At 69.5% G+C, this 12,962-nt stretch carries 13 protein-coding genes and 1 pseudogene; 11 read left to right on the top strand and 3 right to left on the bottom strand.

The genetic code is table 11. From position 1 onward, the window contains the following. Positions 1–2,567: pseudogene (locus EJV46_RS01240) on the top strand (chromosome segregation protein SMC); the annotation flags it as partial. A 220-nt stretch (positions 2,568–2,787) separates the two neighbouring features. On the opposite strand, the gene EJV46_RS01245 reads toward EJV46_RS01240, so the two are convergent. Together EJV46_RS01245 and EJV46_RS01250 are read right to left on the bottom strand one after the other, a co-directional pair. Next, positions 2,788–3,075, bottom strand: a complete 288-nt coding sequence (locus tag EJV46_RS01245; RefSeq protein ID WP_131546777.1) for a type II toxin-antitoxin system RelE/ParE family toxin — start codon at positions 3,073–3,075, stop codon at positions 2,788–2,790. Between the two features lie 3 nt (positions 3,076–3,078). After that, a complete protein-coding gene (locus EJV46_RS01250; protein WP_131546778.1) occupies positions 3,079–3,369 on the bottom strand; it encodes a CopG family ribbon-helix-helix protein in 291 nt (96 codons plus the stop codon). 292 nt (positions 3,370–3,661) lie between these two features. Between EJV46_RS01250 and EJV46_RS01255 the strand changes: the two genes are divergently transcribed. From EJV46_RS01255 to EJV46_RS01280, 6 genes are all read left to right on the top strand, one after another. Continuing rightward, the gene (locus EJV46_RS01255) at positions 3,662–3,958 is read left to right on the top strand and encodes an AtpZ/AtpI family protein (protein WP_131546779.1); all 297 of its coding nucleotides are present in this window, start codon (positions 3,662–3,664) and stop codon (positions 3,956–3,958) included. Positions 3,959–3,975: 17 nt separating this feature from the next. After that, positions 3,976–4,731, top strand: coding sequence for a F0F1 ATP synthase subunit A (locus tag EJV46_RS01260; protein ID WP_131546780.1), 756 nt, complete (start codon positions 3,976–3,978; stop codon positions 4,729–4,731). Between the two features lie 48 nt (positions 4,732–4,779). Then, the gene (locus EJV46_RS01265) at positions 4,780–5,004 is read left to right on the top strand and encodes an ATP synthase subunit C family protein (RefSeq protein ID WP_131546781.1); all 225 of its coding nucleotides are present in this window, start codon (positions 4,780–4,782) and stop codon (positions 5,002–5,004) included. A 74-nt stretch (positions 5,005–5,078) separates the two neighbouring features. After that, positions 5,079–5,576 (top strand): F0F1 ATP synthase subunit B', encoded by a 498-nt coding sequence (locus EJV46_RS01270; RefSeq protein WP_131546782.1) that lies wholly within the window; start codon positions 5,079–5,081, stop codon positions 5,574–5,576. After that, positions 5,576–6,085, top strand: a complete 510-nt coding sequence (locus EJV46_RS01275) for a F0F1 ATP synthase subunit B (protein ID WP_131546783.1) — start codon at positions 5,576–5,578, stop codon at positions 6,083–6,085. The genes EJV46_RS01270 and EJV46_RS01275 overlap by 1 nt, the downstream gene beginning before the upstream one ends. 156 nt (positions 6,086–6,241) lie before the next feature. Further along, on the top strand, positions 6,242–6,577 hold the full coding sequence (locus tag EJV46_RS01280; RefSeq protein ID WP_131546784.1) for a hypothetical protein: 336 nt from the start codon (positions 6,242–6,244) through the stop codon (positions 6,575–6,577). A gap of 121 nt (positions 6,578–6,698) precedes the next feature. On the opposite strand, the gene EJV46_RS23510 is transcribed toward EJV46_RS01280, so the two are convergent. Beyond that, positions 6,699–7,244 (bottom strand): TauD/TfdA family dioxygenase, encoded by a 546-nt coding sequence (locus EJV46_RS23510; protein WP_131546785.1) that lies wholly within the window; start codon positions 7,242–7,244, stop codon positions 6,699–6,701. Between EJV46_RS23510 and EJV46_RS01290 the strand changes: the two genes are divergently transcribed. The 4 genes from EJV46_RS01290 to EJV46_RS01305 all read left to right on the top strand — a co-directional run. After that, entirely contained in the window at positions 7,175–8,749 is a 1,575-nt protein-coding gene (locus EJV46_RS01290; protein ID WP_165585270.1) for an ABC transporter substrate-binding protein, read from the top strand. The genes EJV46_RS23510 and EJV46_RS01290 overlap by 70 nt on opposite strands. A 143-nt stretch (positions 8,750–8,892) precedes the next feature. Next, the gene (locus EJV46_RS01295; RefSeq protein ID WP_131546786.1) at positions 8,893–11,343 is read left to right on the top strand and encodes a PAS domain-containing protein; all 2,451 of its coding nucleotides are present in this window, start codon (positions 8,893–8,895) and stop codon (positions 11,341–11,343) included. Positions 11,344–11,554: 211 nt separating this feature from the next. Continuing rightward, positions 11,555–12,619, top strand: coding sequence for a glycosyltransferase family 4 protein (locus EJV46_RS01300; RefSeq protein WP_131546787.1), 1,065 nt, complete (start codon positions 11,555–11,557; stop codon positions 12,617–12,619). A gap of 236 nt (positions 12,620–12,855) precedes the next feature. Beyond that, positions 12,856–12,962 (top strand): NAD-binding protein (locus EJV46_RS01305; RefSeq protein WP_131546788.1); only part of this gene is annotated, 107 nt, incomplete at its 3' end.

Below are 12,962 nucleotides of genomic sequence, written 5' to 3' on the forward strand. Positions count from 1 at the left end.
CATTAGCAGCGGCACGAAGATGGGCGCGAAGATGGCCCATTTCGCGATCCGCGCGCGACGCCGCCCGCGCCGCCGACATCGAGCGCGGCGCGGCCGAGCGCGCGCGGACCTCCGCCGCCCAGCGCCTGCAATCCGCCCGCCAGCGGGAAGCCGCGGCCCAGCAATCCGCGCCTTCCGCGCCCGAGGCCGCCGTCCTCCCCGAGGCCCGCGCCGCGGCCGAAGCCGCCGCCGCCGCGCTCCGGGAAGCCGAGTCCGTGCTGACCGCCGCCCGGCAGGCCCGCGGATCCGCCCAGGAGCAGGCGACCGCCGCCCGCGCCGCCGAGGCCCAGGCGCGCGCCGCCGAATCCCGCCTCCAGGCGGAGCTTCAGGGGCTCCGCGCCGCGGCCGGAGATTCGGCCGAGGCCGACCCGATCGCCCGCACGCTCGCCATTCCCGACGGTCTCGAGGCCGCGCTGGGCGCCGCGCTGGGCGAGGGGCTGGAGGGCGGCCGAGGCTCCGGCACCAACCGCTTCTGGCGCGCCCTGCCGCCGCTCGGGACGGCGCCGCCGCTGCCCGAGGGCGCCACCCCGCTCGCGGGGCTCGTCGGCGCGCCGGAGGAGCTGGGCCGGGCGCTGTCGCAGATCGGCCTCGTCGAGGATGGCGGGGCTCTCCAGGCGGCGCTGCTGCCGGGCCAAGCGCTGGTCTCCCGCGCCGGCGCCCTCTGGCGCTGGGACGGCTATGTGCAGGCGCCCGGTGCCGCCAAGGCCGGTGCCGCGCGCCTGCAGAACCTCGCCCGGCTGCGCCAGGCGGAGGCGAAGCTGGCGGAGGCCGCGCCCGCCGCCCGCGCGGCCGAATCCGCCCGGGCCCAGGCCGCGGCCGCGGAATCCGCCGCGCAGACCGCCGAGGTCACCGCCCGCCGGGCCCGCGACGCGGCCGAGCCCACGGCCCAGCGCGCCGCCGCCCGGGCCGCCGAACTCACCGTCCGCCACGAGGCCGCCGAGCGACGCCTCGCCGAACACCGCGCCCAGGCCGCCCGCCTTGCCGAGGAGCGCGCCGAGGCCGAAGCCGCGCTGGCCGAGGCGGAGGCGTTGCTCGCCGCGACCCCCGCCATCGCCGGCTTCCAGGCCGAGGCGGAGGAGGCGGCCCGCGCCCAGTCCGCCGAATCCGCCGCCCGTGAGGCCCGTCGGCAGGCCGAATCGGGGCTCGCGGCCGCCCGCTCCGAGCAGGCGTCGCTGCGCAGCCGCAACGCGGCCGCCGTGGCGCAGATCGCCGCCCTGGCGCCGCAGCAGGAACGCGTCGGCACGGAGGCCGCCGAAGCCGCCGAGGCGCTGGAGCGCGCCCGGGCGGCCCGTGCCGCCCTGCCGGACCTCGCCGCCGCGCGCGCGGAGGTGGACCATGCCCGCCTGGCGCTCGCCGGCATCCATACCCGCGCCGCCGAGGCCCGGGGAAAGGTGCTGGCGCTTCAGGGCGAGCGCGAATCGCTGGCGCTGCGCCGCGAGTCTGCCAGCTCAGAGCGCGCCGCCTGGGCGCAGCGCCTGGCCGACGCCGCCACGCGCCTGGCCGCGCTCGAATCCCGCCTCGCCGATGCGACCGGCCGCCGCGACGAGGCCCGTCGCCTGCCGGAGCGCGTGGCGGAGGCGCAAGGCGAGGCCATGCGCCGTCTGGAAGCGGCCGAGGCCGCGCATGCCGCCGCCCGGGCCGCGCTCGACCTCGCCGAGTCCCGCGCCCGCGAGCGGGACGAGACCCGGCGTACGGCCGAGGCCGGCTTCGTCGCCGCCCGCGAGGCCGCGCTCCGCGCCGAGGCTGCCAGCGAATCGGCGGCCCAGGCCGGCGCGGCGCTCGCCGCCCGCATCACGGAACGCCTGGGCGAGGCGCCCGAGCTCCCCGAGCCGCCGCAGGATGTCTCCGACGCCGCCGAGGAGCGCGCGCGCCGCCGCGCCGAGCGACTCGCCCGCGAGCGGGAGGAAATGGGCCCCGTGAACCTCCGCGCCGAGACCGAGCTGGAGGAGCTGGAGGCGCGGATCGAGCAGATCGTGAAGGACCGCGAGGAGGTGACCTCGGCCATCGCCAGGCTGCGCGGCTCCATCGGCCACCTGAACCGCGAGGCCCGCGAGCGGCTGCGCGCCACCTTCGACCAGGTGGACCGCGAGTTCCGCCAGCTCTTCGGCAAGCTCTTCGGCGGGGGCAGGGCGCATCTGGCCCTCGTGGGCAGCGAGGATCCGCTGGAGGCGGGGTTGGAGATCTACGCGGAGCCGCCGGGGAAGAAGCTCTCGGCGCTGTCGCTGCTGTCGGGCGGCGAGCAGGCGCTGACGGCCTTGTCGCTGGTCTTCGCCGTCTTCCGCTGCCACCCCGCGCCGGTCTGCGTGCTGGACGAGGTGGACGCCCCGCTCGACGATGCGAATGTGGAGCGGCTTTGCGACCTGCTGGACAGCATGTCCGGCACCGGCACGCGCTTCCTGGTCGTCACCCACCACGCGCTGACGATGGCGCGGATGAACCGGCTCTTCGGCGTCACCATGCAGGAGCGGGGCGTCTCGCGGCTGCTGTCGGTGGACCTCGGCGAGGCGGTGGCGATGGCGGAAGGCTGAGGGAAACTCGCCACGCTATGTCCGATGGACGGAATAAAAATCAGGCGCGTGAGGCCCGGGCTCCCGCCGATGAGATTTCGGCCTGGCAATACGCTGTCACCATGGAACGAGTGGGTCCTTCGCCTCATCCGTGGCTTGAGGGACGCAGCAGGGAAGCGGCCGAGGCGTTGGTCGCCCGACGATCCGGCTTCGCGACCCACTGATCCCAAAGCCCATGTCTTCATCCGGGCAGATCGGGCCATTGCTGGCGGCGGTGCAGCACTCTCAGGACGGCGATGACCTCGCCCCGCACGCGGTAGGCCACCAGGTAGGGCGTGCGCGCCACGACCAACTCGCGCGTGCCAGGGCGGCGTCCCTGCCGGCCGGATGCCGGGAATTCCGCGAGCCGGCGCGCGGCCCTGAGAACAAGTTCCATCAGCGCCCTTGCCGCGCCGGGCCTGTCCCGCGCGATATGCGTCCGCGCCGCTTCGAGGTCGCGGAGGGCGGGCTCGGCCCAGACGATCCGCACGGATTATCCGCGTTTGGGGGCAGGGCGTTCGGCCGGATCGTCCCAGGACCGGACCCAGGCCTCGACATCCTCCTGCGGAACGACGCGACCCTCGTCCGCCGCGCGGATGCCTTCGTCGATGGCGGCCAGCTGCCAGTCCTGGAGAGCCACGTAATCCTCGATGGCCTGCTCGATGCCCCAGGATTTCGGGCGGTCGAGCGCAGCGGCGAGGGCGCCCAGCCGCTCGTTGAGCGACACCGTCAGCCGAACGCTGACGGGCTGGCCCTTGGTGGTGTCTCGGTCCGAGGATGCCATCATGACCCTCTAAACTACGTCGTACTACGTCGTAGACGCGCATGGGCGGCCATTCCGAATCGTGTATCGCGTCCGCGCTGGCGTCCTCGCGAGCGCCTGCTCGCGCGCGGCGCGGCCGGATGTCCTGCACGCGCATCGGCGCCCGGAAAACACATCCTCGCAACGATCGCCATATTCGCCCGTTTCCCGCATTCGACCTCGCCTTTCAGCGGGTTCATGCGCTTGACAGTCATCCCCCGCCGCCATAGAGCCAGCCTCGCCTTCCGGCGGAAACAAAGTCAGGGAGGAGCCTATGGTGAACGAGCGCAATTCCTTCGAGAAACGCCTCAAGGCCGCGCGGGACCGACAAGGTCTCGACAGGCCTGAGCCCTCGAGGAACGCGTTGCCGTCCACCTGGGGGTTTGGTCTTCGGGCCGGCGTGGAGGTCGTCTCCGCGCTGATCGTCGGAGTGGGGCTCGGCCTCATTCTAGACCGATGGCTCGGCACCTGGCCCTGGCTCTTCCTGCTGATGTTCTGCCTGGGGGCCGCCGCGGGGGTGCTGAATGTCTATCGGCTGTTCACACCCCGCTCCGGCGCGCGCAGGGACTAGGTTCGGAGAGGTGCCGGGTGGCCGTTGAAGGGAATGCGATCGACGCGCTCAGCCAGTTCGAGCTGGGGACCGTCGGCGGCGCGATCGGGGCCTCCGTGGGCTTCACGCAGTCCAACCTGCACATGGTCATCGCCGGCGCGCTGATCGTGCTGCTGATGGTGATCGGCATGCGTCCGCGCGCCATCGTGCCCGGCCGCCTCCAGAGCGTGGCCGAGAGCGCCTATGGCTTCATCGACGACATGGTGGTCAGCCAGGTCGGCCCCGAAGGCCGCCGCTTCTTCCCCTTCGTCTTCACGCTCTTCATGTTCATCCTCTTCGGCAACATGCTGGGCCTGTTCCCCTACGCCTTCACCTATACCAGCCACATCAGCATGACCTTCACCCTGGCGGCGATCGTCATCGTGCTGGTCACCCTGGTCGCGCTGTCCATCCACGGGATGCACTTCTTCAGCTATTTCTTCCCGGAGGGCGCGCCGCTCTGGCTGGCGCCGATCATCATCCCGGTCGAGATCGTGTCCTACCTATCCCGCCCGATCAGCCTCAGCATCCGTCTCTTCGCGAACATGGTCGCGGGCCACGTGATGCTGAAGGTCTTCGCGACCTTCATCGTGATGCTCGCAGGCCTCGGCACGATCGGGCCGTTCCTCTCCATCATGCCGCTCGCGATCAATGTCGTGCTGGTCGGCTTCGAAGTGCTGGTCGCGTTCCTGCAGGCCTATGTGTTCGCGATCCTCACCTGCATCTACCTCCACGACGCCGTGCACCTGCACTAGCGCTCGCCGGAACACACCAGCTTTCAGCTCAACGGAAGGACTAAGACCATGGAAGTTGCTGCCGCCAAGGCTCTCGGAGCCGGCATCGCCGTCATCGCGCTCTTCGGCGTCGGCCTCGGCATCGGGAACATCTTCTCCTCGCTGATCACCAGCGTGGCACGCAACCCGGCCGCCCGCGACGCCGTCTTCCCGATCGGCATTCTCGGCTTCGCCCTGACGGAAGCCGTGGCGCTCTTCGCGCTGCTGATCGCGTTCCTGATCCTGTTCGCCTGAAGCCGGTGGGCCAGGGCGAGCCCGCCCTGGCCTGATCGTCTTTCAGTCCCCGGGATTCCGCCCAAAGGGTCGTCATGCCGCAGCTCGATTTCGCCAATCCGCTGATGATGAGCAAGCTGGTCTGGCTGCTCATCATCTTCGGCATCCTCTACTACGTGCTGAAGACCTACGCGCTGCCGCAGGTGGCCTCCGTCCTCGACCAGCGCGCCGCGCGCATCGCGGCCGACCTGAACGCCGCGCGCGACGCGCAGGCCGCCGGCGAGGCCGCGCTGGCCGAGCTGCGCGCCTCCACCGCCGCGGCGCGGGCCGAGGCCCAGGCCGCCATCTCGGCCGCCATGGTCGAGGCGCAGGCCGCGGCCGCGAAGCAGGCCGCCGAGATCAACGAGCGGCTGTCCGCCCAGGTCGCCCAGGCCGAGGCCCAGGTGCGCGCCGCGCGCGACCAGGCGATGGGCGCGCTGCGCGAGGTCGCGGGAGAGACGGCCAACGCCATGCTGGCGCGCCTTTCCGTGAAGGCCCCCGCCAATGACGTGGCCGCCGCCGTGGACCGCGTCGCCAGCCAGGGAGCGGTCTGATGCCCCACCACTACGAGCATTTCTACCTCGACCCGAAGTTCTGGGTCGCGATCAGCTTCGTCCTCTTCATCGCGCTCGTCGGCAAGCTGGCCTGGACCAAGGCGACGGCGATGCTCGACGCCCGCGGGGCCCGCATTAGGGCCGAGCTCGAGGAGGCCAGCCGCCTCCGCGCCGAGGCCGAGGCGATGATGGCCGGTGCCCGCAAGGAGCGCGAGCAGGCGGTCAAGGATGCCTCCGCGATGCTGGAGCGCGCCAAGACCGAGGCCGAGCGGGTGGCCGCCGCCGCCAGGGCCGAGGCGGAAGCCTCCGCCCGCCGCCGCGAGCGGATGGCGATGGACCGCATCGCCGCGGCGGAGGCTTCGGCCGTGATCGAGGTCCGCGATGCGGCCGCTGAGATCGCGACCGCCGCGGTGCGGGAGATCATCGCGCAGAAGCACGATGCCGCCTCCGACGCGCCGCTGGTGGACAGCGCGATCTCCGGCCTGCCCGCGGCCTTCAAGGCCGCCTGAGGCTTCGAGGGGCCTGGCTCTTCGGCCACCCCCGCATGACAGACGCGACGCAGAACTTCGTGCGAGCGACATCATGCCGCGACACATGACGGTTATAAGAGTTTCCATCGAAGCTGCCGGTCTAAGCGCCGCGCCCACCATCGAGAGGAGATCGTCATGAACCCTTCGTTCCGCGTCCTGGCTGTGGCCGCTTCCGTGAGCATGGCCGGATGCGCCGTGGCTCCCGGTCCCATGGAGCAGCAGGCGAACCAGGCGAACATCGCCTGCCAGCAGGGCTATCACGAGGCCTGCCGCCAGGCCGCCTATCTCCAGCCCGCCGCCTCCGCCGAGCGTGCCCAGAACCAGCAGGCCGCCAATGTGGGCACCGCCGTGGCCGCGGGCCTCGTCGGGGTCGCCGCCGGCGCCGCCATCGCGAATAGCGGGCCACGCTACTACGGCCGAGGCTACTACGGCCGGGGCTATTACGGCCGCGGCTACTATCGCGGCTGGTGACGGCGGCCCGATCGGCGCCGCGCGCAGGCGCCGGCCGTCAGGCCGCCGCCCAGCTCTTCCGCTCGCCGGCACAGGCCGGCCCGGGATTCCCGCTGAGGGTCGTCCGCCACATGATCCGGCGTTACTTCTCCGCGTCGAACCAGGTTGCGGCATGGGCCAGGCAGCGGTTGTTCCAGATCACGAGGTCCCCCGCCGTCCACTCATGGACATGGACGAGTCGGCCCGGGTCATGCGGCGCATGAGCCCCGCTTTCCGCCTTCGCCCTCCGGTCCCGCCTCCGTCCTGAGGACAGGGCCCTCCAGCCAGGCCATCTGCGCGAACTCGCAGAGATAGAGCGCGCGCGCCAGCCGGTCACGGGACCCGCGCGATCGGCTGGCGCCGTGGGCGCTCGTGCGGCCTGAGCGGGCACGGCGCCAAAGCCGATGGAAGTGAGGGGACGTTGGAACTCGAAGGCGGCCGTCATGGCAGGAAGGCCCAGGAAGGTGGCAGATGCCGGTCGAATTCCCGGAAGTCGCCGATTTTTCCCGCCGTTCGCCAACTCGACGCCCCCGGGACTCGCGGCTAGCCTCCGCCGGCATCCATAATCGGGAGACAAAAATGATCCGCCCCTTCCTCGCCGCGGCCCTGCTCGCCGCCAGCCTGGCGCTGCCATCGCAGGCCGCGACATTCCGCTGGGCCAATGACGGCGACGTCAATTCCATGGACCCCTATACGCGGTCCGAGACCTTCCTCCTCACCTTCAACTCCAATATCTACGAGCCACTGATCCGGCGGAATCCCGCCCTCCGCCTGGAGCCCGCGCTGGCCGAGCGCTGGGAGCAGACGGATCCGCTGACCTGGACCTTCCACCTGCGGCGCGGCGTGAAGTTCTCGGACGGCACGCCCTTCACCGCCGCCGACGTGGTCTTCTCCATCGCCCGTGCCCGCGGCCCCGGCTCCAACATCAACGCCTATTTCGCGACCGTCGCCGAGGTGACCGCGCCGGACGACTTCACCGTGGTCGTGAAGACGCGCGCGCCCAACCCGATCTTTCCTGAGGAGATCACCAGCTTCGGCATCATGAGCAAGGCCTGGCTGGAGCGGAACAACGCCCAGCGCGTGGCCGACCTCACCTCGCGCGAGGAGAACTTCGCCACCCGCAACGCCATGGGCACCGGCCCCTTCGTGCTCGTCTCCCGCGAGCCGGACCGCCGCACCGTGCTGGCGCGGAACCCGAACTGGTGGGACACGCCGGTCCACAATCTCGACCGCATCGAGTTCAACGTGATCGCCAATGACGCGACGCGCGTGGCCGCCCTGCTCTCGAATGAGGTGGACATGATCTACACGGTGCCGCCGCAGGACATGGCGCGCATCGGCAACACCAACGGCCTGCGCATCATCCAGAACGCCGAGCTGCGCACCATCTACCTCGGCCTGGACCAGAGCCGCGCCGAACTGCTGAAGAGCGACGTTCGCGGACGCAACCCCTTCCAGGACGTGCGCGTTCGCCGCGCGATGTACCAGGCCATCGACATCGAGGCGATTCGCACGCGCGTCATGCGCGGCCAGTCGCGGCCGACCGGCCAGATCTTCGGCCCGGGCGTGAACGGCTTCCTCGAGGCCAACGACCGCCGCCCGCCGCTCGACGTGGACGGCGCGCGCCGCCTGCTGGCCGAGGCCGGCTATCCGAACGGCTTCGGCGTCACCCTGGATTGCCCGAACGATCGCTACGTGAACGACGAGGGCATCTGCACCGCCGTCGTCGCCATGCTGGCCCGCATCGGCGTGCGTGTGACGCTGGCCGCACAGACCCGGGTGCGCTTCTTCGCCGAGGTGAACGCGCCGCGCTTCAACACGAGCTTCTACCTGCTCGGCTGGACGCCCAATACCTATGACGCGCACAATGCGCTGTACAACCTCACGGGCACGCGGGACGGCGTGCGCGGCGTGTTCAACAATGGCGGGTATTCCAACCCGCAGCTGGACGCCCTCATCGACCAGATCGGCGTCGAGACCAACCCGGCGCGCCGGCAGGAGCTGATCACCCAGACCTCCAACATCATCCGCGACGACGTGGCCTATATCCCGCTGCACCAGCAGCAGGTCGTCTGGGCGGCGCGGAACACGGTCCAGTTGCAGCAGCAGGCGGATAACGGCTTCCCGCTCCGGCTGGTGCGTGTCGGCAACTGACGGAGGCGTCCGGAGGCAAGGCCCGAGGGTGCCTCCGGACCCTCGGCCTGGCGGCTCCGGCCAGTTGACATGATGTATTCGATGCGTCTGATTGAGCCCTGGTTGCGAGTCCGCCGGGATGGGTCGCACGGCGGGAGGTCGGGGTGAGCGCAGGCGAAAGCTCGTCCATTGCACCGCCCACCGGTCAGGCGGCCTCGTCCGAGGCCGCGCCCGTTCCCTCGGCGCGGCATCTCGCAGCCCGCCGCCGCCGCGCCCGCCTCAGCCTTCTGCTGCCCCTCGCCGCGCTCGTGGTCCCGCTGGCCTTGCTGGGCGTCGGCGCCTGGTTGAGCTGGCGCTCGGTGTGGGAAGACGCGACTCTCCAGCTCAGCCGCACCGCCGATGCGGGCGCCGAATACGCCGCCCGCGTGCTGGAGGCTCAGGCCCTCGCGGTCGCCCGTATCAACGAAAGGCTCCGCGGCCTTTCCGACGCTGCCATCCAGGGCGACGAGCGGCGCTGGCACGACGAGCTGAAAACGTTGGTGGACGAGCTGCCGCAGGCCGATCTCGCCTATGTCATCGACCGCAACGCCCAGCCGCTGGTCGCCTCCAACGTCTTTCCCGTGCGGCGCGAGATGGTGCTGGCGGACCGCGACTACTTCGCCATGCTGAGCTCGCCCAACCCACCCGAAATCTATGTCAGCCGTCCCTTCGTGGGCCGGTGGGAGCGCCAGCTCCTTTTCTCCGTGGGCCGCGTGCGCCGCGAAACCGGTAATGCGGAGGTGGCGGCCGGCGCCTTCGACGGCCTCATCATCCTTTCAATCCGTCCCGACGTGCTGGCGGAGGGCATGCGCCGGCTGCTCGGCCCAGGCGGCGACGTGCTCGCCCTGGTCCGGGAGGACGGCTACATCCTCAGCCGCACCAGCGGGCAGGATGGGATTCTGCCGCCGATCCCGCCGGGCCGGCCCTTTCACGAGGTCGTCGCCAGCGGGGTCGCCAGCGCGACCTACAGCGCGGCCAGCGTGGTCGGGGGCGCCCAGGCCCTAAACGCGGCGCGCCGGGTGGAGGGCTTTCCCGTCTATGCGGTGAGCCTGCGGCTGGATTCGGCCATCGCCGCGCATTGGCGCCGCACCATCGCCAGCCACATGATCTTCGGCCTGCCCGCGACGCTGATGCTGCTCCTGCTGGCCCTGCGGGTCCGCCGCGACCAGCTCCGGCTGGACGCGATCAACGCCGGCCTCGAAAGCGACGTGGAGCGGAACGCCGACCGGCTGGACCGTGCCGCGCGCTTCGGCCTCGTGGCCACCTTCGAGATCGACCTGCGCACCGGCATCAACCGCCGCTCGGCCGAGTACATGGCGCTGCAGGGCGGCCCGCGCTCGGCGGGGGAGGAGCGTCATGCCGACTGGGTCCGCCGCCTGCATCCCGACGACCGGGAGCGCGCCGAGCGGACCTTCCTCGATTCCGTCTCGGATGCCAGCGGCGTCACGGAATACTCGCAGAGCTACCGCATCGTCACGCCGGACGGCGGCACGCGCTGGATCGCCGCGCGCGGCGAGATCGAGCGCGACGCCGAGGGCCGTGCTCTCGTGATGCGAGGCGCCCATGTGGATGTGACGCCGCTGCGCAGCACCGAGCAGGCGCTGGCGGAAAGCGACGCGCGGCTGCGCCTCGCGCAGGAGGCGGCTGGTATCGGCACCTGGGAATGGAGCCCGGCGGCGCGGCAGATCACCTGGTCGCGCAAGATGATCGAGCTTTGGGGCTTCGATCCCGAGGCGGGCCAGCCGGATCTGGCCGCCACGGTGGCGCGGCTGCACCCGGCCGATCGCGGCCGCGTCCGCCGCGAGATGGTGATGGCCCAGCGCAGCGGCGTCTTCCGCAGCGAGTTCCGCATCCGGCGGCCGGCACCGGACGGGGAGACCGAGACGATCTGGATCACTGCCCGTGCGCGGCGGCTGCCCTTCTATGGCGGGCCGAAGGGGGGTGCGGAGGCACAGCTCATGGGCGTCGCCTACGACGTGACCGAACGCAAGCTGGCGGAGGAGCAGACCGCGCTGCTGGCCCATGAAGTGGAGCACCGGGCGAAGAACGCGCTGGCCGTGGTCTCGGGCCTCCTGCGCGTCACGACGGCGGAAAGCCCCGAGGCCTTTATCCAGATCATGGAGGGCCGCGTGCAGGCGCTGGCGCGGACCATGACGCTGCTGGGCCAGTACCGTTGGCGGGGCGCGCTGCTGAAGGAGCTGATCCAGCACGAGCTGGCGCCCTTCGGCGAGACGCGCATCGCCATGTCGGGGCCGGGCCTCATGCTGGGCTCGGAGGTGGCGCAACCCCTCTCCATGGCGCTGCATGAGATGACGACAAATGCGGCCAAGTACGGCGCGCTCTCGGTCCCGGGTGGGCGGCTCGAGGTGAGCTGGTGGACCGAGGGGGAGATGGTGCACCTGATCTGGCGCGAGACCGGCGGCCCCCGGGTGGAAGGACCGCCGCATCGGCAGAGCTTCGGCACGCAGCTGATCCGTCAGACCTTCGAGAACCGGCTCGGGGGCCAGATGTGGCAGCGCTGGGAGCCGGGGGGGCTGGTCTGCGAGGTGAGCTTCGAATTGGGCGGGGTGGCGTAGCCACGGACGGCGTGAAGGGGGGGGACTCCTCGGCTTCGGAAGTGGGACGGCCGCGGGCGGCCTCATGGGCGCGCCTGACGTGGGTTGCGCAACGGTTCGCCTGGGCCCTATCCGTGGCGGATGAGCCGCGCGCGACGATATGGGCTGATGGCCTGAGATCGCCTGCGAGAAGCAAGCGAACACTGGCCGTCCCCACCAATGAGGAGCGAGTATGAAGGAGATTGCCTTTGTCTTACCCGTCCGCGGCGGTTCAGGTGGCGCTCACTCCGTCGTCCAGGAAGTGGACGCCATGCGCAGCATCGGATTTGACGCGTCCATTTACGTCAATAACAGCAATTTAGCGGAATTTCGAAAGAATTATGAGAGATTTTCTTGGGTAAATACAGAGAATGTCAAAAATTTTGAGGGGCCTAAGGAATTATCACAATTGGCTTCCAAGACCAAGATCATGATCGCTACCACAAACACATCCACACACTCGATATATGAGGCGATAAGGCGGCTTGAATCGCCACCTCGCGCCGCCTATTATGTTCAAGATTATGAGCCGTTTTTCTATGATGTTCATAGTGGCGAATATTTGATGGCCCTAAAAAGCTTTAGCTTGTTCGAAAGGTGTGTATATTTCGCTAAGTCACGCTGGTTACGGGACACTGTAGCCCGGTGCCACGGCCATGAGGTGAGTGCGGTTGTGCCGAGTATCGATCATTCGCTGTATCATCCAAAGAGCCCGCCATCGTTTCAGGCGCCCCTCCTTGTAGCGATGGTTCGGACCGGAACGCCGAGAAGAGCCCCAGGGCGGACACTGGAGATATTAGGGCGTATCGCTGCAGGCTCGTTTGGCAGTTTCCAAGTTGTCGCCTTTGGCGCAACTGTAGAGGAAATCCATGCTCTCGATCTGGAATTACCGAGGAATGTTAAGATTGTGGGCCATCTGAGCCAGCCTCAGGTTGCCATATTGTTGAAGAAGGCGAGTTTTTTCCTGGACCTTTCTGACTACCAAGCCTTTGGTCGCACGGCAGCCGAGGCAATGGCGTGCGGCTGTATTGTTTTGGCTCCGCTCGTCGGTGGTGCGTCGGATTTTGTAAGTGAAGGCGTCAATGGATTCCTGGCAGACGCGAATAACGAATCCGATTTGGAGGAGACATTAGGAACAATGCTTTCTCTGCCCAGCCCTGAGGCCCGATCAATTCGGTTTGCGGCTGTGGATACGGTGGCAGGGTTCACGCCGCTGCGAGCGGCAATATCAGAGCTTCATGCCTTGGGTCTGGCGTGAACGTATTCGGGCGCGCTGGGAAGGCGAAGGCAGGCCCGTGGAACGCTTCCGGTGGCCAGTCGGTCAGCTCTGTGCAAGCGGCGTGATTTGGCCAGTGCGGCTCGCGCGCGTACACTCCGGCGGCGGTTAAGCCCCTCGAAAGGCTGTATACTTGCTCTTCGGCAACACCTTGCATTTAAGTCGAACTTCGATCTAATGCGCACACTCGCTTCGGCACGGTCCTCGGGGGTTCCCTTATGAAAATCGCGGTGATCGGGGCCGGCTATGTCGGCCTCGTCTCTGGTGCTTGCTTTGCCGAGTTTGGCGTCGACGTGGCGCTGGTGGACACGGATTCCAGCAAGAT

Origin of the sequence: Roseococcus sp. SYP-B2431 (assembly GCF_004336745.1) — a bacterium.
In the GTDB taxonomy this organism is placed as follows: domain Bacteria; phylum Pseudomonadota; class Alphaproteobacteria; order Acetobacterales; family Acetobacteraceae; genus Roseococcus.

Coding starts and splice junctions, on each gene's coding strand:
- EJV46_RS01250 (WP_131546778.1), bottom strand. CDS start 3,369: ATGGCATCCTCGGACCGAGACACCACCAAGGGCCAGCCCGTCAGCGTT.
- EJV46_RS01255 (WP_131546779.1), top strand. CDS start 3,662: ATGGTGAACGAGCGCAATTCCTTCGAGAAACGCCTCAAGGCCGCGCGG.
- EJV46_RS01265 (WP_131546781.1), top strand. CDS start 4,780: ATGGAAGTTGCTGCCGCCAAGGCTCTCGGAGCCGGCATCGCCGTCATC.
- EJV46_RS01270 (WP_131546782.1), top strand. CDS start 5,079: ATGCCGCAGCTCGATTTCGCCAATCCGCTGATGATGAGCAAGCTGGTC.
- EJV46_RS01275 (WP_131546783.1), top strand. CDS start 5,576: ATGCCCCACCACTACGAGCATTTCTACCTCGACCCGAAGTTCTGGGTC.
- EJV46_RS01280 (WP_131546784.1), top strand. CDS start 6,242: ATGAACCCTTCGTTCCGCGTCCTGGCTGTGGCCGCTTCCGTGAGCATG.
- EJV46_RS01290 (WP_165585270.1), top strand. CDS start 7,175: ATGATCCGCCCCTTCCTCGCCGCGGCCCTGCTCGCCGCCAGCCTGGCG.
- EJV46_RS23510 (WP_131546785.1), bottom strand. CDS start 7,244: ATGTCGCGGCCTGCGATGGCAGCGCCAGGCTGGCGGCGAGCAGGGCCG.
- EJV46_RS01300 (WP_131546787.1), top strand. CDS start 11,555: ATGAAGGAGATTGCCTTTGTCTTACCCGTCCGCGGCGGTTCAGGTGGC.